This is a genomic window from Gluconobacter sp. ESL1110 (assembly GCF_058107395.1).
Genome location: NZ_JBYLUK010000001.1, coordinates 85,253 through 106,061, shown reverse-complemented (window position 1 = coordinate 106,061; position 20,809 = coordinate 85,253). Strand labels below are relative to the sequence as shown.

Annotated in this window: 16 protein-coding genes; all 16 read right to left on the bottom strand. The window is 57.8% G+C overall.

Annotation, left to right across the window (positions count from 1 at the left end; genetic code table 11):
• Positions 1 to 41: 41 nt before the first annotated feature.
• The 16 genes from ligA to AC3B6F_RS00410 all read right to left on the bottom strand — a co-directional run bounded on the left by ligA (position 42) and on the right by AC3B6F_RS00410 (position 20,805).
• Positions 42 to 2,078 carry an NAD-dependent DNA ligase LigA gene (gene ligA, locus AC3B6F_RS00485; protein ID WP_489822985.1) on the bottom strand — a complete coding sequence of 679 codons (2,037 nt, stop codon included), beginning with the start codon at positions 2,076 to 2,078 and terminating at the stop codon, positions 42 to 44.
• Entirely contained in the window at positions 2,075 to 3,793 is a 1,719-nt protein-coding gene (gene recN, locus AC3B6F_RS00480) for a DNA repair protein RecN (protein ID WP_489822984.1), read from the bottom strand. The genes ligA and recN overlap by 4 nt, the downstream gene beginning before the upstream one ends.
• A 45-nt stretch (positions 3,794 to 3,838) precedes the next feature.
• Complete coding sequence (locus tag AC3B6F_RS00475; protein ID WP_010503966.1) at positions 3,839 to 4,738, bottom strand: outer membrane protein assembly factor BamD; 900 nt, start codon at positions 4,736 to 4,738, stop codon at positions 3,839 to 3,841.
• Positions 4,739 to 4,806: 68 nt separating this feature from the next.
• The gene (gene lpxC / locus AC3B6F_RS00470; protein WP_489822983.1) at positions 4,807 to 5,844 is read right to left on the bottom strand and encodes a UDP-3-O-acyl-N-acetylglucosamine deacetylase; all 1,038 of its coding nucleotides are present in this window, start codon (positions 5,842 to 5,844) and stop codon (positions 4,807 to 4,809) included.
• A 128-nt stretch (positions 5,845 to 5,972) separates the two neighbouring features.
• A complete protein-coding gene (ftsZ, locus tag AC3B6F_RS00465) occupies positions 5,973 to 7,517 on the bottom strand; it encodes a cell division protein FtsZ (RefSeq protein ID WP_489822982.1) in 1,545 nt (514 codons plus the stop codon).
• Between the two features lie 57 nt (positions 7,518 to 7,574).
• Positions 7,575 to 8,972, bottom strand: coding sequence for a cell division protein FtsA (gene ftsA, locus AC3B6F_RS00460; RefSeq protein WP_010503963.1), 1,398 nt, complete (start codon positions 8,970 to 8,972; stop codon positions 7,575 to 7,577).
• Positions 8,969 to 9,958 (bottom strand): cell division protein FtsQ/DivIB, encoded by a 990-nt coding sequence (locus AC3B6F_RS00455; protein WP_062015824.1) that lies wholly within the window; start codon positions 9,956 to 9,958, stop codon positions 8,969 to 8,971. Before AC3B6F_RS00455 ends, ftsA begins: the two co-directional genes overlap by 4 nt.
• A complete protein-coding gene (locus tag AC3B6F_RS00450) occupies positions 9,958 to 10,869 on the bottom strand; it encodes a D-alanine--D-alanine ligase (RefSeq protein ID WP_489822981.1) in 912 nt (303 codons plus the stop codon). The genes AC3B6F_RS00455 and AC3B6F_RS00450 overlap by 1 nt, the downstream gene beginning before the upstream one ends.
• A complete protein-coding gene (gene murB, locus AC3B6F_RS00445) occupies positions 10,866 to 11,780 on the bottom strand; it encodes a UDP-N-acetylmuramate dehydrogenase (protein WP_489822980.1) in 915 nt (304 codons plus the stop codon). Before murB ends, AC3B6F_RS00450 begins: the two co-directional genes overlap by 4 nt.
• Positions 11,777 to 13,213 carry a UDP-N-acetylmuramate--L-alanine ligase gene (murC, locus tag AC3B6F_RS00440; protein ID WP_023942836.1) on the bottom strand — a complete coding sequence of 479 codons (1,437 nt, stop codon included), beginning with the start codon at positions 13,211 to 13,213 and terminating at the stop codon, positions 11,777 to 11,779. The genes murB and murC overlap by 4 nt, the downstream gene beginning before the upstream one ends.
• Positions 13,214 to 13,253: 40 nt before the next feature.
• Entirely contained in the window at positions 13,254 to 14,351 is a 1,098-nt protein-coding gene (murG, locus tag AC3B6F_RS00435) for an undecaprenyldiphospho-muramoylpentapeptide beta-N-acetylglucosaminyltransferase (RefSeq protein ID WP_489822979.1), read from the bottom strand.
• Positions 14,348 to 15,541: an FtsW/RodA/SpoVE family cell cycle protein gene (locus AC3B6F_RS00430; RefSeq protein WP_489822978.1), complete on the bottom strand. Its 1,194-nt coding sequence runs from the start codon at positions 15,539 to 15,541 to the stop codon at positions 14,348 to 14,350. Before AC3B6F_RS00430 ends, murG begins: the two co-directional genes overlap by 4 nt.
• 5 nt (positions 15,542 to 15,546) lie before the next feature.
• Positions 15,547 to 16,893, bottom strand: coding sequence for a UDP-N-acetylmuramoyl-L-alanine--D-glutamate ligase (gene murD, locus AC3B6F_RS00425; protein ID WP_489822977.1), 1,347 nt, complete (start codon positions 16,891 to 16,893; stop codon positions 15,547 to 15,549).
• A complete protein-coding gene (gene mraY, locus AC3B6F_RS00420; protein WP_010503952.1) occupies positions 16,890 to 17,981 on the bottom strand; it encodes a phospho-N-acetylmuramoyl-pentapeptide-transferase in 1,092 nt (363 codons plus the stop codon). Before mraY ends, murD begins: the two co-directional genes overlap by 4 nt.
• On the bottom strand, positions 17,981 to 19,357 hold the full coding sequence (locus AC3B6F_RS00415) for a UDP-N-acetylmuramoyl-tripeptide--D-alanyl-D-alanine ligase (protein ID WP_489822975.1): 1,377 nt from the start codon (positions 19,355 to 19,357) through the stop codon (positions 17,981 to 17,983). Before AC3B6F_RS00415 ends, mraY begins: the two co-directional genes overlap by 1 nt.
• A complete protein-coding gene (locus AC3B6F_RS00410; protein WP_489822974.1) occupies positions 19,354 to 20,805 on the bottom strand; it encodes a UDP-N-acetylmuramoyl-L-alanyl-D-glutamate--2,6-diaminopimelate ligase in 1,452 nt (483 codons plus the stop codon). The genes AC3B6F_RS00415 and AC3B6F_RS00410 overlap by 4 nt, the downstream gene beginning before the upstream one ends.
• Positions 20,806 to 20,809 lie beyond the last annotated feature (4 nt).

The following is a 20,809-nucleotide window of genomic DNA, read 5'->3' as shown; positions in this document are numbered from 1 at the left end:
TTCGGATGGCAGCCATGCAGACCAATAATGTCATGGAACTGTCAAAGACCGGCCAATGTTCTCCAGCCGGCCTCATCAACAGTTTCAAGTCCAAGATCAGCAGCTTTCTTTGCTTTCGAACCTGCCTTTTCTCCAAGAACAACCAGAGACGTTTTTTTGGAAACGCTGTCCGTCACCTGCGCGCCCAAACGCTCGGCGATGGCTTTGGCTTCAGGGCGTGTCATGGTTGTCAGTGTGCCGGTAAATACAATGGTCTTGCCGGAGAGGTGCCCATCTGAAGGCGCGGCTTCTGTCTCGATCGTGTGCAGTTCGGAGCGCAGGTCATTCAGCGTGGCGACGTTGTGCTCTTCGGAGAAGAAGGCCACCAGCTCATCCGCAATAGCGCCTCCAACCCCCATGATGGACCCAAGAGCTTCTCGTTCTTCTGTGCCGCTCTGGGCGGCAACCATGGCATCACGCCAGTTTTCGAAAGTGCCGTAATGGCGAGCCAGAAGTTGTGCGTTGCGTTCTCCGATACGTCGGATACCCAGGCCGAAAATGAGGCGGGCGAGAGAAATGGTTCGGCGCTCTTCAGTGGCACGAAGCAGGTTCTCGACCGAAAGCTGACCCCAGCCATCCCGCTTCAACAGCGCATCCTGATGGTTTTTTAGGCGGAAAATATCCCCAGGCTTGAGGATGTAACCCGCAGCATGAAATTCCCGAATGCTCCGTTCGCCTAGTCCATCAATATCGAAAGCCGCACGCGATACCATATGGATCAGGCGTTCAACGACCTGCGCTTCACAGGTCAGGCCACCTGTGCACCGGCGTACGGCTTCTCCATGCACGCGTTCCGCCAGAGATCCGCAGACAGGACAATGATCCGGGAAAACATAGCGCGGACCGCGAGGCTCATCACTCTCGACCACCCCTAGTATCTGTGGAATCACATCTCCGGCGCGTTGCAGCCGCACCAGATCGCCGTCACGTACGTCTTTGCGTTCGATCTCGTCTTCATTGTGTAGAGTTGCACGCGAGACGATCACGCCGCCCACATTGACCGGCTCCAGATGTGCGACAGGTGTAAGCGCTCCCGTTCGGCCCACCTGAATTTCAATCTTAAGCAAACGTGTCATCGCCTGCTCGGCCGGAAATTTCCAGGCAATCGCCCAACGGGGCGCGCGGCCTGCAAATCCTAAGCGATCTTGAAGGGAAAGATCGTTTAATTTGAAAACGATACCGTCGATATCGTAATCTAGACCTGAACGCTCCCGCGCGATCTTTTCCACATAGGCCGGAATGTCCCGGGCGTGTTCGATGCGTTCAGACAGTGGGTTAACAGTGAAGCCCCAACGCCGAAGGGTCTCCAGATATTCCCAGTGTGTCTCGCTGACAGAGGAAGACGAGTATCCCTGCGCATAGGCGAAGAGCGAGAGTGGCCGATTGCGCGTGATTTCAGGATCGAGTTGGCGAAGGGAGCCAGCAGCGGCGTTGCGTGGATTGGCGAAGGGTTTGATGCCGCGTTTTTCCTGCTGTTCATTCAGCTCAAGGAAGTTCTTTTTTGACAGAAAAACTTCTCCGCGGATTTCCAGAATATCCGGGGCATCATTCGGGAGCGTGGCAGGAACATCCTTCAATGTCAGAAGGTTGGCAGTGACATCTTCTCCTTCAATCCCATTCCCGCGCGTGGTGCCACGAACAAATTTACGGTCTTCGTAGGTCAGGCTGATGGAAAGCCCGTCAATCTTCGGCTCGGCAACAAACTGAAGGGCCTGAAGACCATCTTCCGTCAACCCGAGAAACCGGCCAACGCGAGATACAAAACCATCAAACCCTTCGGCACCAAAAACATTATCCAACGACAGCATGGGCACGAGGTGGCGGTGTTTGCCGAACGCGGAATCCGGCATGGTACCCACACGATCGCTGGCGCCGCCTTCTCGTTTTAGTTCCGGGTGAGCCTCTTCAAGTTGTAACAGTTCTTGACGGGCCGCATCATATTCCGCATCGGAAACTTCCGGATCATCCTTGCCATGATAAGCCTCGTCCCAGCGGGCAAGAAGGGCTTCAAGTTCGGCGTGACGATCGGCAGGAATCATGCGGTCTGTCCTAAAAGGCTGTCAGCGGCGCCGCGAGCCGCATCGGTAATAACGTCACCCGCGAGCATACGCGCGATTTCTTCGCGTCGGGCTTCGCGGGAAAGAGGCTCGGCGAGCGTTTCAGTGCGCTCATTGCGAATACGTTTGGCGATACGAAGATGCTGATCGCCGCGTGCCGCAACCTGGGGGCTATGTGTGACCACCAGGACCTGAACATCCTGCGCCACTTTGTGAAGGCGGTCGCCGATGGAGGACGCCGTTGCGCCCCCGACACCAGAATCTACTTCATCAAAGACAAGAGTGCCAATGTCGGAACGCTGTGCCAGCACAACTTTGAGGGCCAGCATCAGGCGAGACAATTCGCCGCCGGACGCAACCTTGGCCAGTGGCCCAGGAGGCTGACCAGGATTAGCAGCGATCAGAAAGGAAGACTGCTCCATGCCTCTGCTGTTCCACTGATCCGGCGATAAAGGGAGCAGAGAGACAATGAAGCGGGCCCGTTCCAGCTTGACGGGCTTCAACTCGCGCGTGACAGCCTGTTCCAGCTTTTGAGCAGACTGTTTGCGGGCCTCAGAAAGTTGTCTTGCGGCATCTTCATAGGCAAGCCGGGCTTCCGTCAAAGCCGTTTCCAGCCGTGCCAGTTCTGCGTTTCCTGAATCAAGGGCTGTGAGGCGCGCTTTTAGGGAGGCGAGGAAAGAGGGAAGCTCCGCAACCGCAACATTATGTTTTCTTGCTTCTGCCCGAAGCGCGAAAAGGCGTTCTTCCGTTTCTTCCAGAAGGCGAGGGTCACCCTCTGTATCGGCAGCAAGGCGGGTGAGAAGCATTTCTGCGTCTGCCAAAGCTTCTTCGGCCTTTTCCAAAGCATCCAAAGCTTCCTGGGCCTGTCCCTGATGCGCGGAAGATCCGTTTTCACCTTCCGTACTGGAAGGCAGGAGGCGCACCAGCGCCCGGCTGGCTGAGCGTAATGCTGCGGCGGGGCTGGAGGAGCGCCGGTCACGCGGTGTTAGTTCTGCAAGAGCGGCCGCGACAGCTTCACCGCGCTTTTCATCCTGTTGCAGACTGACGCGCAGGGCGGCCAGTGAGTCTTCCTCACCCTCCTGAGGGGCGAGGGTTGAAAGATCGTCAACCGTTGCACGGAGCCATTCTTCTTCCCGGGCTGCGGCTTCCATATCGCTACGGGCCGTTTCGAGGGCGGTGCGTGCGTTGGCCCATTGGCGAAAGGCTATGGAGGTCTGTGTCAGCAGCGCCGGCTTCACGCCAAACGCATCGAGAAGATCCAGATGTGTACTTTGATCTGCCAGCCCCATCTGTTCGTGCTGGCCCTGAATTTCAACAAGCTGGGACGCAATGCGCCGTAGTAATGTGATCCCGACTGGCTGATCGGACACATAAGCGCGTGACCGTCCATCCTGCGTGACGATGCGACGTAGCACCAGAGGCTCTGACGGATCCTCCAGAGCGATGCCCTGTTCGCTGAGAAGAGCAAAAACAGGGTGTTTGAGTGGAACTTCGAAAATGGCGGCAACACTGGCTTGCGTCGCCCCGGATCGAATCAGACCTGCATTGGCGCGGTCGCCAAGAGCAAGCCCCAGACTATCCAGCAGAATGGATTTACCGGCTCCGGTCTCACCGGTCAGAACGGTGAGACCTGAAGCCAGGGCCAGATCGAGTTTTTCGATCAGAACTACGTCACGGATCGAGAGATGGGTCAGCATGACGGGAATGTTGTGTGTAGGGAGGCGTGTTTCAAACGCCTCACATCAGAAGACGCTGTGCCAGGCGCGCGAGAAGAAGCCGCGCGGCTTGCTGGTTGGCTTCTGGGTTGCGGGCTGCTTGAAATCTTCAGACAGAAGCTTGTTGTCCCGCAGGTTTGCGTAAGCATAGCGGTACCACTGGCTGTCCGGATAGTTGTAACCAAGAACAGACGCCGTTTGCCGTGCTTCATTTTTCAGGCCCAGAGCCAGATAGACTTCGACCAGACGTTCCAGCGCCTCAGCAACATGGTTGGTTGTCTGATAGTCCTGAACCACACGCTGATAGCGTGTCATGGCGGCTTCATAATTGCGCTGCTGTTGATACCAGCGACCAACAAGCATTTCCTTACCGGCCAGATGGTCACGGCAAAGATCAATCTTCAGCTGAGCGTCACGAGCATAAGACGTCTGGGGAAAGCGCGTAATGACTTCTTCCAAAGCATTCAGCGCTTCAACAGTGCCCTGCTGATCGCGCTGAACATCGGCAATTTGCTCATAATAGCAGAGGGCACGCAGATAGAAGGCGTAAGCTGCATCAGGGCTGGTCGGGTGAAGCTGCAGGTAACGCTCAAGCTGCTGCACGGACAAGGCATATTCGCCCTGCAGATAATACGAGTATCCTTCCATCAGCTCCGCGTTTCCGGTGAAACCGGAATACGGGTAATTCTGCTGAAGAAGCTCGAACTCGCCCCCCGCCAGCTCATAACGACCGGAGCGCAGGGCGTCGATGCCGTAATTATAAAGAGTCTCTGCATCCGCTGTCTTGGGAATAACAGGCTTCTCATGCTTGTGAGAAAACAGAGAACACCCTGACAGAAGCAGAAGCCCGCTGACGGCCGTAGCCTTCAGAATCAGACTCCGCCCGTTGGAGGACACTTCAAGATGACGTTGTGTGCTGCTTGGCATACCTGCTCTTCCCGTGATGCCCGTCTTATATCACGGGAATGCGGCGGCGAAAGACCCGCCAGTCATCCTCATGCCGCCACGCGCGTGCGTCGGTTGTTTCGAACGGGTGTGACGTCCGCGTCCGGCTCAAAACGCCAGTTGCGCCGATCCGAAAAAACGGCGTGAAGAAGCTCGTTGTTGATCTTGTGCCCGGACTTATGACCAATAAAACCGGCCTTCAGGCGGTGACCACAGCAATAAAGGTCTCCGATGGCGTCCAGAAGCTTGTGGCGGGCAAATTCCCGCTCAATTTTCAGACCCGCAGGATTAAGGATATTTTCTCCGTCCACAACAACGGCGTTATCCAGAGAGCCGCCGCGGGCAAGGCCAATGCTCTGGAGATATTCAATATCCCTGCGGTTTACAAAGGTTCTGCAGAACGAGACTTCTTCAAGGAAACGCTGCGGATCAAGCTGCATGGCATAACGCTGGTTACCGATTGCCGTAGCTTCGAAACTTAATGAAATAGCAAGGGAAAGACCACGTTGTGCAGGGCGGAGTTCGGCAAAAGCACCGTTGTCGCCTTCCGCACGAATATTGCGGAGAATTTCGATGACGCGCCGCGGCTTTTCGAGAATCTTTATTCCAGCGCACTGGATAAGAAAGGCAAAGGCATCCGCCGAGCCATCCAGAACCGGCAGTTCCGGCCCGCTGACACGGATCAGGGCGTTATCAATCTCCAGAGCATGCAGGGCAGCCATAAGATGCTCGATGGTTGCAACCCGAAGAGATGGCTCGTCTTCACAGGCAACGACAGTCGAAAGCTTCGTATCAACAATCCGGTCGTAACGAGCCGGAAAAGACGGTGAACCTGGATAGTCGCTTCTCTGGAAGCGAATGCCTGTGTCGGCTTTGGCCGGAAGCATCTCAAGATCAACGTTCACTCCGCTATGGAGCGCAATTCCGCGACAGGAAATAGGTGAGGAAAGGGTAGTTTGCAGGGTCTTCAAATCGGGGCGCCCGGAAGAGGAGTGTAGCTGACTGGTGTCAGATACGCTGGAAAGGATCTGCCGGATCTGACGATCCGTTGATGCAGACTTTCCGTGTTGCGCTGGCTTGGCCTGCATGAAACCCCCGATGATTTGGACTGCTTTAATAAAACCCAGTCATCGGGGGAGTTCCACTCAATGATTGTTGCCGGATATTACCCGGCTGCTTCCGCGAAGCAGGAGATCGCGGAAGGACTGAGCCGCTGTTAGCGACGCAGATAGGTTGGAATATCTAGCGTCGAATCGTCAGATCCGTCAGTCGGTGCCTGATGATGACGTTGATCCTGCGTTCCATGCTGGTCGGAAGGGTAGTCACGCGCGTGCGGCTCCGACCGCGGCGCCGATTGCGTAGGCTGCTGAGGTGCCGGGCGGTTACGGAAAGCTCCTGTCATTAGACCAAAGAGGCTGCGAGGCGCTTCAGGAGCAGGATTCCGGGGTGGTTCAGAGAAGAGGCCTGCCCGCGGAGAACGCTGGGACATATCGTCCTGCGGAGCCTGAACGTGCTGTTGCGGCGCAACATGGGCGGGCGGTGCTACAGGGCTCTCTGCTGCAGGGGCTGGCTGGGACTGCTGGGGCTGAGCGTTGGGGTCCAGACTGAAATTCGGACGTGCAGGGCCACCGGCGTAGGTTGAGCCGGGTTGGAAATTCTGCGGAGCCGAACGAGGCTGGGACGTATTGTCACGTGGTGCAGAGGACGGTGAAGAAGCCTGTGGCTGAACTGGCGGCTGAGCAGAAATGGTCTCTGGACCCTGCGGGCCATTCTTGGATTGTGTATCAATGCCCGTTGCAACAACGGAGACACGGATCCGACCGTTCATGTTTTCATCAATGAGCGCACCGAAGATGATGTTGGCTTCTTCAGCCACTTCCTCACGGATACGATCTGCAGCCGCATTCACTTCGTAGAGTGTAAGATCTTCACCACCAGTGATGTTGATCAGCAGGCCACGAGCCCCTGCCATGGAGGCATCTTCCAGCAGCGGATTGGAAATGGCGCGTTCGGCAGCAGCAACCGCACGGTCTTCGCCATCTTCTTCGCTGCTGGCTTCGCCGGTGCCCATCATGGCCTTGCCCATCTCTTCCATCACGGCCTTGACGTCCGCAAAGTCGAGATTGATGAGACCTGGAGAAACCATCAGGTCCGTGATGCCCCGAACGCCCATGTTCAGGACGTTGTCAGCCATCTTGAAGGCTTCACGGAAGGTCGTGTTCTGATTGGCCGAATTGAACAGGTTCTGGTTCGGGATGACGATGAGAGTATCGACGTGCTTCTGAAGCTCGGCAATGCCGGACTCGGCAGCCAGCGTACGGCGACGTCCTTCAAAGTTGAACGGCTTGGAAACAACGCCGACTGTCAGAACGCCACGTTCACGCGCCATGCGTGCAATGACAGGAGCCGCGCCTGTACCGGTACCACCGCCCATGCCAGCCGTGATGAAAACCAGATTTGCCCCTTCGAGTTGACGCTCGATTTCCTGTGCCGCTTCTTCAGCAGCTTCCCGGCCGATTTCCGGCTTGGCACCGGCGCCAAGGCCGCGCGTCAGATGGGGGCCAAGCTGGACGCGGCGTTCTGCCTTGGAATGGGCAAGCTGCTGCGCATCCGTGTTGGCCACAACGAACTCAACACCCTTGAGCTCCGAATCGATCATGTTGTTGACGGCATTGGTGCCGCCGCCGCCAACGCCTACGACGGTAATGCGTGGCGCGAGTTCAACGTGAGAGTTCGGGGTCGGGGTAAGGTTCAAAGTCATGATCAGGTCCGGAACTGCGAGAAGGCAAAGTAAAAAAGAGCGTTGATTCTATGTAGCTCATCCACGATCGCGGATGAAGCCTACGAAACGCTTCAGAAGGCCACCAGATCGAGGTTCAGGAGCAGAAATGTCTCCAAAATCGCGATCGGCACCCGCTGCCCAGGCCAGAAGCCCCGCAGCGGTGGAGAAACCGGCCGAAGCTGCTGCAGTCTCCGGCAGGCCATGAACGTTCAGCGGTTTGCCCATGCGAACCGGCCGAGCGAGAATACGTGTTGCGACAGGCACAATCCCTTCCATCAGGGATGCGCCACCCGTCAGAACGACGCGCCCGTTGGCGAGCCGTCCCAGGCCAGCATTGTCGAGAGCATGACGCACAAGTTCAAGCGTCTCTTCAACGCGAGGCTGAATAACGGAAATCACTTTTGAGCGCGGAATACGGGCCAGACGGTCACGCCCTTCACCGATCAGGGGAACTGACAAAATCTCACGCTGGTCGTCAGAGCCAAGTTGTGCCGCGCCATACATGGTTTTCAGGCGCTCGGCTGTTTCCAGAGACGTGGAAAGTACGCCAGCAATATCGCGCGTAACATGCAGACCGCCGACAGGAATTTGTGCTGTGTGGATCAGTTTGCCTTCACAGAACACGGCCAGAGACGTTGTTCCGCCGCCCATTTCAACAACTGTAACGCCCAGATCCCGCTCTTCGTCGGCCAGTACAGCAACACCGGACGCAAACGGACTTGAAACCAGACCATCCAGTTTCAGTTCGGAATGCTGAAGAACTGTGTCTAGCGTACGCAAGGCACTGGAGTTCATATCCACGACATGCAGCTTGGTGGCGAGTTGCTCGCACTGATGTCCCCGCGGATCAACAATGCCTGACATGGAGTCCACGACATACCCGATCGGTAAGGTATGAATGACATCCCGCCCTTCCGACCAGGCGCGTGCCTGCCCGTCTGCAATCAGCCGCTGAACGTCTCCATCTGTAACTTCCCGGCCACCAATTGGCAGTTGTGCGTCAATCAGGCGACTGCGGGGATGCCCGCAGGAAAGATTGACAACCAGCGAGTCCATACGACGTTCAGCGGCTTCTTCTGCCTGCCCAACGGTTGCACGGATCGCAGCTTCGGCTTCACGGATGTCGACAATTGACCCCGATCGGATACCGTGCGAGCGACGCCAGCCATAGCCCAGCACCTGAATAGAGCCGTCAGGCTCACCTTTTCCAATCAGGCACGTCATTTTGGTCGTGCCGATATCAAGCGCACCGAAAACTCCATTGCGCCAGACGCGCGGTTTGGACGTTTCTTCCGGCGGAAGTGGCAGAATCTCTCGTGGTGTTCGGTTCAGCGCAACATCACGCTCCCCACCCACGGGAATCAGGGACCGGCCCCGCAGACCGCGCCGGCGACGGAAAGCCGGAAGATCGGACGTTGGTGTGAGATCGGTCATGGCTGTTGTGTCGTCTGCTTACTGTCAGAAGGAGGGGCGGAGGGAACAGCGTTGGATTTTGCTGGATCAGACTTGGCTGTGTCAGCCGTTGCGGTATCAGGCGGGGGAGAAGGGGCCGGAACCTGATGAATCACCATTCTGTCAGGCAAGCGCATGTCAATCGAGACAACGGGCCGGTCCAGGAGTTGCATGGATCCCTGATAGCGGGCGAGGCGGGCGAATGCTGCGGCTTCCTCACCTTCTGGCAGGAAGACGGTCGTTCCGTCTTTCAGTGTGACGTTCCAGCGGCGGTCCCCGACACGGATCAGTGCTGTAACACGGGATTTGACATCCGGCTGTTTGGCCAGAGCATCAATCACATTTGCTGCGGCCTTGTTGGCGCCTTCACCAACAACCAATGGAAGCTGAAGAAAAGCCTGAGCATTTTTCCCTGTCAGGCCCTGATCCGGAACTTCCTCGCCCGCACGGTTGATCAGGGTGAAGTGACCATGGGTCTGCCAGACGGCAATCGGGGTCCGTTCCGTCAGATTGATGACGATCGTATCGGGCATCCGACGTTCGACTGTGGCGTGATCGACAAAAGGCAGGTCGTCAATCCGTTTGCGAGCAGCTTCCACGGAAAAGCCGAAAATGGGTCGGCCGAGATTTGTACCCAGTGCGTCATAAAGTGCCTCTTCACTGGTCATGCCACGGCCATTGATGATGACGTGCCTGATGGGCAAAGGCTCCATGGCGACAAGTTTCTCGCGCAAGGGACCGAAACGCTCCTCGGAGGCCGCATCGTAAAGAAGACGGGCACCCACAACGCCTATTCCCATGACCACCAGCAGCACAATTCCTGGCCGGATCAGACGCCTCTGACGACGCCAGAAGAGCTTTGCGCGTGATGGCCTGTCCTCGTAAGGGGGCATAACCGCCGGGCGGTTACCCCGAAAAGAGGGATCACGGTGGAAATCGGGTTCCTGAGGGCGGCCGTCCCTGCGCATCAGCGGTTCAGTGCCTCCTGAACCATCCAGTCACACAGGTCCGGATAAGAAATGCCACAATAAGCAGCCTGTTCCGGCAACAGGGATGTTGGGGTCATACCGGGCTGTGTGTTGACTTCAAGAATGATGAGCGTGTCAGTCTCGTCGTCGTAGCGGAAGTCCGTCCGGCTGGCCCCGGCGCAGCCGAGTGTCTGATGGGCGCGCAGAGCGTAATCAAGCGCGCGTTCTGTGACATCCGCAGGCAGGTCAGCGGGCACGACATGACGGGAGCCCCCAGCCTTGTACTTAGCCTCGAAATCGTAAAATGCAGCAGTTTCGGCTGGTAGGATATCGGTTACCGCAAGTGCCCGATCCCCCATGACACCCGCCGTCAGTTCACGTCCGGGGATAAAGCTTTCCGCAAGGGCTTCTTTTCCGAAACGCCATGTCCGCGCAATTTCGGCACGACGGTTATCGCCCGCACGGATGATCTCAACGCCAACGGAAGACCCTTCCGCAACAGGCTTGATGACATACGGGACGGGAAGGGGATCAGCCTCTGCCAGTTCGGCAACCGTGATGACGCGACCTTCCGCAACAGGCAGGCCCGCTGCGGCAAGAAGGATACGTGTTGCCCCCTTGTCCATGGCGACGGCGGACGCCCGGATGCCAGAATGCGTATAGGGCAGGTTCAGCCATTCCAGAACGCCCTGAATGGCCCCGTCTTCACCTTTGGGGCCATGCAACGCGTTGAACACGACATCTGGAGCAACAGCCCTCAGGGCTTGAATTGTAATAGCAAGATCGGGTCCGACGTCCACAGGCGTAACATCATGGCCTTTCTCGCGCAGGGCCGAGATGGCGGCCTCGCCGCTGACAAGGCTGACAGGTCGCTCGCTGGACGTACCGCCATAAAGAACTGCGACCTTCATACCGTCTTCTCTCCTGTCGTTCTGCGACCAATGCGTCTGATTTCCCAGTGCAGGTCAATACCACTCTGCTCCAGAACTTTTTGGCGAACGGTCTCACCGAGTGTTTCAAGCTGTTCGCTTGTCGCTTCACCGAGGTTAAGCAGGAAATTGCAGTGCTTCTCACTGACCTGCGCCCCACCGAGCATCATCCCGCGACAGCCTGCTTCATCAACCAGCGCCCAGGCCTTGTGACCTTCTGGATTGCGGAATGTTGATCCACCCGTACGAGCACGAACGGGCTGAGAAGCTTCACGAGAGGCCCGGATTTCTGCAAGGCGTTCACGAATGCCCTCTGGCTTATCAGGTGTACCACGCAGGCGGGCGCGGACAACAATAGCCCCATCAGGCAATTCGGAATGGCGATAGTCGAAGCCGAGTTTTTCGCAGGACAGGCGACGCAGCTCACCCTCAGATGTCAGGATTTCCGCCCAGTCGAGAACGGCCTTGATATCGGAGCCATAGGCGCCAGCATTCATGCGAACCGCACCGCCGATAGACCCCGGAATACCAACCAGAAATTCCAGCCCCGCCAGTCCTGCCGCAGCGCTATGTTCTGCCACTGTGACATCCAAAGCGGCCGCGCCTGCGATAATGCCGTCTGCCTCAACCTGAATATCTGAAAACCCACGGGCAAGACGCACGACGACGCCCTCAATACCACCATCACGGATAATGACGTTCGAGCACGCTCCAAGAACGGTGAGTGGCAGATCGGTCGGGCGGTTACGCAGAAGATCGGCCAGATCTTCCACATCTTCCGGAACGAACAGCCAGTCCGCAGGGCCGCCGGTGCGGAACCAGGCCCGCGCACCCAGAGGCGCATTGGCCGTCAGACGTCCGCGCAGTCCTTTAACGGGGAAAGCCTCGGTCATACTGCGCTTTCCGTTGTCGGCTTCTTGGCGTTCAGGGCTTCGAGATCATGTGGGAGTGTCTGAGCCCATTGTGTGATCGTTCCCGCGCCGAGGCAGACAACATAATCGCCCGGCTTGGCGATGGCGTTGATCATTTCAGGCAGAAGTTCAGGTGAAGGCAGCGGCACAACTGAGCGATGGCCACGATCACGCAGTCCCTCAACCAGAGCGTCCCGGTCGGCCCCTTCAATCGGGCTTTCGCCGGCCGCATAGACGTCTGCCACGATCACGGTATCTGCATCATTCATGCAGGTGCAGAATTCGCCAAATAGCCCCTTAAGACGGGAATAACGGTGAGGCTGCACAACGGCGATGACGTTCTTCGCACCAGCCTGACGGGCCGCTTTCAGAACGGCCGCGATTTCAACCGGATGATGGCCGTAGTCATCAATGATCGCCACGCCATTATATTCGCCCGTGCGGGTAAAGCGGCGCTTCACACCCTTGAACGATGCAAGGCCAGACGCGATCACGGAATCACTGATTTCCATTTCCAGCGCCACGGCAATGGCAGCCAGCGAGTTCAGGACGTTATGGTGCCCCAGCATCGGCAGGCGGAAAGGCCCAGCCCGGCGTGTCCGGTTATGGGCACGATTTGTAACCACAACCTCGAATGTCGCACCGCGCTTGTCCATCATAACCTTTTCGGCGCGAACATCGGCTTGCGGGCTGAAGCCATAGGTAATGATGCGATGATCGGACAGGCGTGGGATCATCTGCTGAACCTGCGGATGGTCGACGCAAAGCACAGCAAATCCATAGAACGGAATGTTGGATACGAACTGGTCATAGCCCGCCTGCATGGCTTCTTCTGTTCCCCAGTGATCGAGATGCTCGGGGTCCATGTTCGTGATGACCGCAATGACGGCTGGAAGGCGCAGGAAGGAACCATCGCTCTCATCGGCCTCTACGACCATCCAGTCTCCGGAGCCCATGCGCGTATTGGTGCCGTAAGCCTCGATAATACCGCCGTTGATAACGGTCGGGTCCAGCTTGGCGTGTTCCAGAACACAGGCCACGAGGCTCGTCGTGGTCGTCTTGCCGTGCGTGCCGCCAATGGCGACGGACCAGCGCAGACGCATCAGTTCCGCCAGCATTTCCGCACGGCGCACGACCGGGATCAGTTTGGCGCGCGCGGCAACAACTTCCGGATTGTCTTTCTTGACAGCCGTGGACGTCACCACAACCTGAGCGTCACCTAAATTGGCAGCATCGTGTCCGATATGGATCTGGATGCCCGCCTGACGAAGACGCTGCACATTCGAGCTTTCCGCGATATCCGAACCCTGAACCCGGTAGCCCAGCATATGCAGAACTTCCGCAATGCCGGACATTCCGATACCGCCGATACCGACGAAATGAATGGTTCCGATGTTCAGGGGCAGGGCGCGCATGGGGCAGGTACTCTTGAGGTAATAGGACAAAAGGAAAAGATCAGGACTTGAGGACTGATTCGATCAGGTCGGCTACCTTTGCGGCAGCATGAGGGCGAGCAAAGTGTCGGGCGGCTTCCGCAGCGGCCGCGAGACGTTCCGGATGGGTCAGCAGATCAGCAACCAGGGCTGTAACGGCGGCAGATGTAAAGTCCGGCTGACGGATCATCCACGCTGCACCCGCATCCTGAAGAGCTTTGCCGTTGGCACCCTGCTCGTCCGAGGCTGCGATGGGCAGCGGAACCAGAATGGACGGCAGACCCGCCATGGCCAGTTCGGCCACAGAAGATCCGCCTGCGCGGCCGATTACGAGATGAGCAGATTTCAGACGGTCCGGTACGTCATTGAAGAAGGGCTCAGCGTCAACATCAATGCCCGCTTCTTCGTAGATGGCGCGAACACGGTCTGTATCCTCGGCGCGAACCTGCTGTGTCACATGCAGACGCGTGCGGAACCCTATCGGTAAAGCCGCCAAAGCCTGCGGGACAACATCCGAGAACACACGCGCACCAAGAGATCCGCCCCAGACAAGGATGCGAACGGTTTCAGTTGGCGCGCCATAGGGCTGTCCAAAGAGTGCTTCAATTCCTGCCCGAACGGGCATACCCGTCAAGATCACGTGAGAACCCTGCGGCAGGCGAGCCACGTTCTCATAGGATGTGGCAATCTGCGGAGAAAACCGGGACAGGAACGCATTGGCCTGACCCAGAACGGCATTGCCTTCATGGATCACCATTTCCGGCCGAGTGGCTTTCGGCAACGTCCGGGACGCCAGCAGAGGCGGAATGGACGGATACCCGCCGAAACCAACAACGGCTGCCGCATCCAGTGTCTTCAGAATCTTGCGGGCTTCCAGCATCCCGCGCAGCAGAGCCGTCACACCACGCAGTTTGCCGCCAATGCCCTTGCCCGCCACGCCAGCACCGTCCAGCACATATTGCGGGCGATCCTTGAACAGACCCGTCTCACGGCGCCCATGTCGGGCATCCGTCATGAGAACAAGATCATGACCACGTTCCGCCAGAACTGTCGCAACAGCTTCAGCCGGGAAGAAATGTCCTCCCGTTCCGCCGGCAGCAATGACAATCGGGCGCTTCATGGTGTGTGTCTTTCAAGCAGAGAACCGGGGGTGTAGGGCGTCGCGACGCGCTGGGCAATCCTGCCAGGGCCAACATGATGGCGCGTCAGGGCCAGAACCATGCCCATCGTCATTGCCACGGACATGGCCGAACTGCCGCCATAAGAAATGAACGGGAGGGTCATGCCTTTCGTCGGAATGAGATGGAGCGTTGATCCCATATTGACGAAGGCCTGCAACCCAAAACCTGTGACCAGACCGGCAGCAGAGACGATCACAAACGGGTCTTCTTCCCGCATCAGCTTCAGCAATGTGCGAAGAACGATAATCCCGAAAACGATGATGATGCCAAAGCAGAGCAACAGCCCATATTCTTCGCCTGCAACTGCAAATACAAAGTCAGCATGGGCGTCAGGCAGCAGATCCTTGACGCGTCCTTCGCCCGGGCCACGGCCCAGAAGGCCACCATTGCCGAACGCGCGCAGAGCCGTGTCGATCTGATAGTGATCGCCGACATCCGGATGTAGAAAGCGCTCAACACGGGAACGGACATGCGGGAACATGACAAACGCCATACCGAATGCGCCAATCATGCCCGCAACGCAGAGCCCGACCCAATAAAGCGGCAGACCGTCCACGAAAAGCTGCGTCATGAAGACCATCGTAATGACGGACAACATGCCGATGTCGGGCTGGGATTTCAGCAGCGCCAGAATGACGCCAAAACAGGTGAAGGCGAGGATCATACCGGGAAACGCAATATTTCCACGCAGTACGACGGTACGCCGGGCAGACAGCAGCCACCCCGTCACTACGGCGAAACAGGGTTTTAAAAACTCGGACGGCTGAACGGACATCATGGGGAGCGCAATCCATCGCCGCGCGCCTTTGATTTCCATGCCATGAACAAGCGTCATGGCCGTGGCGGCAAGTGCAATGATTCCGCCAATGAAGGCCAGTTTCTTCACGCCTTCGCGGGACAGATACGAAACACCCAGCACGATCGCTCCGGCAAGAGCCAGAAAGATGACCTGCTTGAGAATGAACATGTTGCGGGACGCGCCGATGCGCGATGCAACGGCCGGGCTGGCTGCAAGCATCAGAACGTAGCCAAGGCCAATCAGGATGCCAACGCAGGCGAGCGTGACCCGGTCGGTATTGCGCCACCAGCGGGCGACTGCCGATGAATCGACACGGGAGGTACCCGCCATGACCGTCACCCTTCCTGTTCTGTTGTGAGCATTTCGCCCGAATAGCCTGATTTCACAATATTATCGCAAATCTGGAGAAAGTGTGACCCACGATCCTCAAAACTGCGAAACTGGTCAAAACTTGCGCAGGCTGGGGAGAGCAAAACGGTTTTCACGCCTTCCGCCAAAGCTGCCTCAAACGCTGCAGGGACGGCACGATCCAGCGTTTCGCAAAGCGTAAAGGGTACGTTATGGGTCTTGAGCGTTTCCGCCAGAATGGCTGCATCCCGACCGATCAGGAATGCCTGCGCAATCCGGCCAAACCACGGAACCAGCATGTCGATGCCGCCTGCTTTGGCTGTTCCGCCTGCAATCCACATGACGCGCTCATAAGATCCGAGCGCCTTGGACGCAGCCTCTGCGTTGGTGGCCTTGCTGTCATTGATGAAAGCGACACCATCCCGTTCGGCGATTTTCTGAAGTCTGTGTTCGAGGCCAGGGAAGGATGCCAGCCCTTTGCGAATATCATCATCGCTCAGCCCAAGATGGCGCGCCATGGCCCAGGCTGCTGCAACGTTTTGAAGATTGTGTCGGCCCGGCAGTGCGTCCCCCACAAATTCAGGTACCGCATCAGGGTCAAGGAACGTGACTGTCACGTCTTGAGTCGCGACATCGTCTGCAATTCTCTGGCACCAAGGATCATCCTGCCCGATGGTAGCCAGATCATCTGACGTCATATTGTCAAAGACATGAGCTTTAGCGGCGGCATACCCGTCCATATCGCCATGACGATCCAGATGGTCTGGCGTGATGTTTAGCAGGCAGGCTGTGGAGGCATGGAAGCTGTCGAGCCGTTCCAGCATGTAGGACGACATCTCGATAACATAGACGCCCTGATCAGAAAGTAGAGGAAGGGCCAGGGATGCCGTTCCCAGATTACCACCCGCTGCGCAAGGCACCCCGCCGGACTGAAGCAAATGAGCCAGAAGTGCTGTCGTTGTGGATTTGCCGTTAGTGCCGGTGATGGCGGCAAAACGCGCCTGTGATCCTGCTTTTCTGACTGCGCGATAGAGCAGTTCGGCATCGGAGAGGATCTGAATACCCTGCGCACGGGCCAGTTCGGCAACGGGATGCGGGGTCGGGAGAAGATGGGGAATACCCGGTGACAGCACAAGGGCTGTCATGCCCGACAGATCCGTCAGGGGAGCGAGTGTCAGGCGGTCATGAGGCGGAAGGACAGGATTGCGATCATCCCATACCTGAACCTCGGCCCCCATTCTCAGAAGCGCATCAACCACGGCTGCACCATTACGGCCGAGACCGCAGACAGCGTAGCGCTCACCTGCAAGAAGATCTGTCGGAAATCCGCTCATCTCAGTTTCAGCGTGGCCAGACCACACAGCCCCAGAACAATGGAGACAATCCAGAACCGTACGACGATCTTCGGCTCCTGCCAGCCCTTCTTTTCGAAGTGATGATGCAGCGGAGCCATCAGAAACACGCGGCGTCCGGTGCGCTTGTACCAGAACACCTGAATGACGACGGACAGTGTCTCCGCCACGAACAGGCCACCAACGATGCACAGAACAAGCTCATGCTTGACGGCCACAGCAACAGCACCCAGTGCGCCACCCAGCGAAAGGGAACCTGTATCGCCCATGAAAACGGCTGCTGGTGGCGCATTGAACCATAGGAATCCAAGCCCGGCCCCAATCAGTGCCGCACAGAACACAGCCAGTTCGCCGGTCCCGGGAACCGGATGAAGCTGAAGGTAATCCGCGAAGACATGGTTGCCGACCAGATAGGCGATCAGCGCAAAAACCAGAGCAGCGATCACAACCGGAACAATGGCCAGACCATCCAGGCCATCTGTGAAGTTCACGGCATTGCCAAAACCCGTAATCGTAATCATGGCAAAGAGCGGGAAGGCATAACCCAGCGGCAGGAGGATATCCTTTACAAAGGGAAAGGCCACAGCGTTGCGAATTTCCGGTGGCGTGAGATGCTGGAGCCAGATGCCTGCAATCAGAGAGGCGGCAAACTCACACCCCAGACGCATCCGCTTTGAAACGCCCTGTGTGTTGCGCTTGGAAAGCTTCAGGTAATCGTCTGCAAACCCGACTGCTCCGAAAGCCGCAGTTGTCAACATGACCGCCCAGACGAAGCCGTTTGTCAGATCCGCCCAGAGAAGTGTGGCTGAAAACAGGGCAATCAGGATCAGCATCCCGCCCATGGTCGGCGTGCCCGCCTTTTCCAGAATATGACGTTCCGGCCCGAGTGCACGGATGGGCTGGCCTTCACGCTGGATCCGCTTGAGTTGCGCGATGAACGGATTGCCGAGCGCAAGCGAGATCACCAGTGCCGTCAGGCAGGCACATCCGGAACGGAATGTCAGATAATGGAAAAGGTTGAAGAAGCCACCATGCGACGAGGCATGTGAGGCAACAAGATTGAAGAGCATCAGGCAGAAACCGGGTTGGAAGCGTTATCGAGAGCGGCGATGACATCGCGCATCCGGCTACCCAGGCTGCCTTTAACAAGCAGAAGATCGCCGGGCCGGAGAGCGTTGAGAAGGAGAGGGGCGAGCGAACGTGAGTCTGGCGCGTAAGCCCCGCGCAGAGCTTCAGGCAGAGCGTCGTAGAGGGCGCGCATATGCTCGCCACAGCAGAAAGCGATCGCGTTCGCAGCAACCACAGCATCTGCCAAAGAACGATGCTCGGCATCTGCAAACGCACCAAGTTCGCGGATGTCACCTAAGGCAGCCACGCGACGTTTCGCTGGCAGAAGGGCAAGCGTTTCGAGCGTCGAACGGATACTGGTTGTGGAGGCGTTGTAGCTCTCATCAAGCAACTGAACACCATTCAGCACTGCACGCATCTGACCGCGCCCGGCACCCGGAACAAAGTCTGTCAGCGCATGAGCCGCTTTGGAAACATCTTCCCCAAGCGCAGCGATGGCCCCCAGAGCGAGTGCTGCATTGCGAGCAAGATGGCGACCCGGTGCACTCAAATGCACGCTCAGGTCTCCGACTTCCGGAAGCGTCAGGACAAAGTCACTTCCGTCTGCTGTGCAGACAAGACCAGTCAGCCGGATTTCAGAATTAACGGAAAGACCACTGTGCCAGAGCTTCGCATGGGCCGGGAGTGCCGCACGGAACAAATCCTGTCCGATTGCGTCGTCAGGAACGACGGCCGTGCCATCCGCAGTCAAAGCACCAAAGAGCGTAGCTTTTTCGCGTGCAATTTCTTCAACGCTGCCCATATGGCCGAGATGCGCCGTCCCAATCGTGGTGATGATTGTCACATCCGGCCCCACCTGCGTCGCCAATGGCGCAATTTCACCGACATGGTTCATGCCAACTTCACTGACGCAGAACCGTGCGTCCCGTGGCAGACGAGCGAGCGTCAGAGGGACACCCCAGTGGTTGTTGTAGGACGCGACGGCCGCATGTGTCGGACCAAGAGCCGACAGAGCCGTACGCAGCATATCTTTCGTGGTGGTCTTTCCCACACTGCCCGTAACGGCAATGACCTTTCCGTCAAAACGGTCACGCGCGTAACGCCCGAGTGCTTCAAGGCCACGCATCGTATCCGCGACGATCAGTAGACGAGGGTCTGTCGAGCCCCGCGTGTCATGCACCATGACGCACGCCGCGCCGGCTTCGAGAGCCTGCGCAATATGGCCATGTCCGTCGCTGGTTTCGCCCTTGAGGGCAATGAACAGATCGCCGGGCTTCAGAGTGCGTGTATCAATGGAAATACCCGTCACACTGACATCAGCGGCAAGTGTGCCCTGTGTAGCGTCACAAAGTTCCTGAGTGGTCCAGAGAGCGCTCATGCGGCACCTGCCAGTTCACGGATCACGCTGCGATCATCAAATGGGAGAACCGTCTGGCCAACAATCTGCCCCTGTTCATGGCCTTTACCTGCGACGACCAGAATGTCACCGGGCTTCAGTGCCTCCAGACCCGCCGCGATGGCAGACCGGCGATCACCGATTTCCAGTGCATCAGGGCAGGCTGCATGAATGGCAGCGCGAATGCTCTGCGGTTCTTCCGTGCGTGGGTTGTCGTCCGTAACAATCGCCACATCGGCCATGCGAGCTGCAACTTCGCCCATGAGCGGACGCTTGCCACGATCCCGATCGCCACCGGCCCCAAAGACCACAACCAGACGGCCTTCTGTATGCGGGCGAAGGCTTGCCAGAACGCGTTCCAAAGCATCAGGCGTATGGGCGTAATCTACATACGCTGCGGCCCCATTGGATAGTTCAACGGCACGCTCGCAGCGTCCTCGTACTCCGGTCAACTGCGGCAGCAGATTCACAAGACTGCGTGCGTCATCTTCTGTCTGCCAGCACATTGCTGCTGCCAGCATCGCATTGTCGGCCTGGAACAGTCCCGGCAAACCAAGCGTCATTTCCGGTAAATCTTCACCATAAAGAGACAGGCGGACAATCTGGCCCGTCGGGGTAGGACGTGTCTCCAGAAGGCGGAGGGTCTGTCCCGTTTTGCCTGTCGTCCGAAGGGCCATGCCCCGTTGTGCTGCGATAGCGTGCAGAGCGTTCAGCGTATCCGCGTCCATATCGGCATTGACGGCCGCAATCCCGTTGGCAGGCAGAAGGTCTTCGAAAAGACGCAGTTTCGCGGCACGATAGGCTTCAAGAGTGCCGTGATAATCCAGATGGTCTCGCGTCAGGTTTGAGAACCCGGCGGCATTGAGATGCACACCATCCAGCCGGTGCTGCTCCAGACCATGAGACGACGCTTCAAGGGCGACATGATCCACCCCATGCTGGGCCAGAGACGCCAGCGTGGCTGCCAGTGAGACCGGATCGGGTGTTGTCAGGGAAGGGGGAGGCGGAACATCGACATTCGCAATCAGTCCCAGCGTGCCGAGGCTTGCAGCCTTGAGTCCCTGAAGCGTCCAGAGCTGACGCAGAAACTCAGCCGTGCTGCTCTTGCCGTTCGTTCCGGTGACGGCTGCAATGCAGGAGGGCTGCGGCCCCGCAAGTGTTGCCGCCATCAGCGCAAGCAGATGCTTGGCGTCCGGCGTCAGGAGAACCGGGATGTCTGCTTCAGCGGGATGATCCGCAATGATGGCGACGGCACCCTTTGCGACAGCCTGAGGAATAAATGCTGCTCCGTCCTGTTTCGCGCCACACAGAGCGAAAAACAGTGTGCCCGGCTGAACCTGTCTGCTGTCTGCCGTGACAGTCAGGATTTCAGGGTCGACGGAAGGCGACAGAACGGAACCATTCTGCCGGAGAAGTTCAGAGAGACGCATGGGC

Bases quoted from the DNA above. Each gene is read 5' to 3' on its own strand.
- ftsZ (WP_489822982.1), bottom strand. From the start codon at position 7,517: ATGACTTTGAACCTTACCCCGACCCCGAACTCTCACGTTGAACTCGCG.
- AC3B6F_RS00475 (WP_010503966.1), bottom strand. From the start codon at position 4,738: ATGCCAAGCAGCACACAACGTCATCTTGAAGTGTCCTCCAACGGGCGG.
- ftsA (WP_010503963.1), bottom strand. From the start codon at position 8,972: ATGACCGATCTCACACCAACGTCCGATCTTCCGGCTTTCCGTCGCCGG.
- ligA (WP_489822985.1), bottom strand. From the start codon at position 2,078: ATGATTCCTGCCGATCGTCACGCCGAACTTGAAGCCCTTCTTGCCCGC.
- AC3B6F_RS00455 (WP_062015824.1), bottom strand. From the start codon at position 9,958: ATGCGCAGGGACGGCCGCCCTCAGGAACCCGATTTCCACCGTGATCCC.
- murD (WP_489822977.1), bottom strand. From the start codon at position 16,893: ATGAGCGGATTTCCGACAGATCTTCTTGCAGGTGAGCGCTACGCTGTC.
- murG (WP_489822979.1), bottom strand. From the start codon at position 14,351: ATGAAGCGCCCGATTGTCATTGCTGCCGGCGGAACGGGAGGACATTTC.
- AC3B6F_RS00450 (WP_489822981.1), bottom strand. From the start codon at position 10,869: ATGAAGGTCGCAGTTCTTTATGGCGGTACGTCCAGCGAGCGACCTGTC.
- AC3B6F_RS00430 (WP_489822978.1), bottom strand. From the start codon at position 15,541: ATGGCGGGTACCTCCCGTGTCGATTCATCGGCAGTCGCCCGCTGGTGG.
- mraY (WP_010503952.1), bottom strand. From the start codon at position 17,981: ATGCTCTTCAATCTTGTTGCCTCACATGCCTCGTCGCATGGTGGCTTC.
- murC (WP_023942836.1), bottom strand. From the start codon at position 13,213: ATGCGCGCCCTGCCCCTGAACATCGGAACCATTCATTTCGTCGGTATC.
- AC3B6F_RS00415 (WP_489822975.1), bottom strand. From the start codon at position 19,357: ATGAGCGCTCTCTGGACCACTCAGGAACTTTGTGACGCTACACAGGGC.
- lpxC (WP_489822983.1), bottom strand. From the start codon at position 5,844: ATGCAGGCCAAGCCAGCGCAACACGGAAAGTCTGCATCAACGGATCGT.
- murB (WP_489822980.1), bottom strand. From the start codon at position 11,780: ATGACCGAGGCTTTCCCCGTTAAAGGACTGCGCGGACGTCTGACGGCC.
- recN (WP_489822984.1), bottom strand. From the start codon at position 3,793: ATGCTGACCCATCTCTCGATCCGTGACGTAGTTCTGATCGAAAAACTC.
- AC3B6F_RS00410 (WP_489822974.1), bottom strand. From the start codon at position 20,805: ATGCGTCTCTCTGAACTTCTCCGGCAGAATGGTTCCGTTCTGTCGCCT.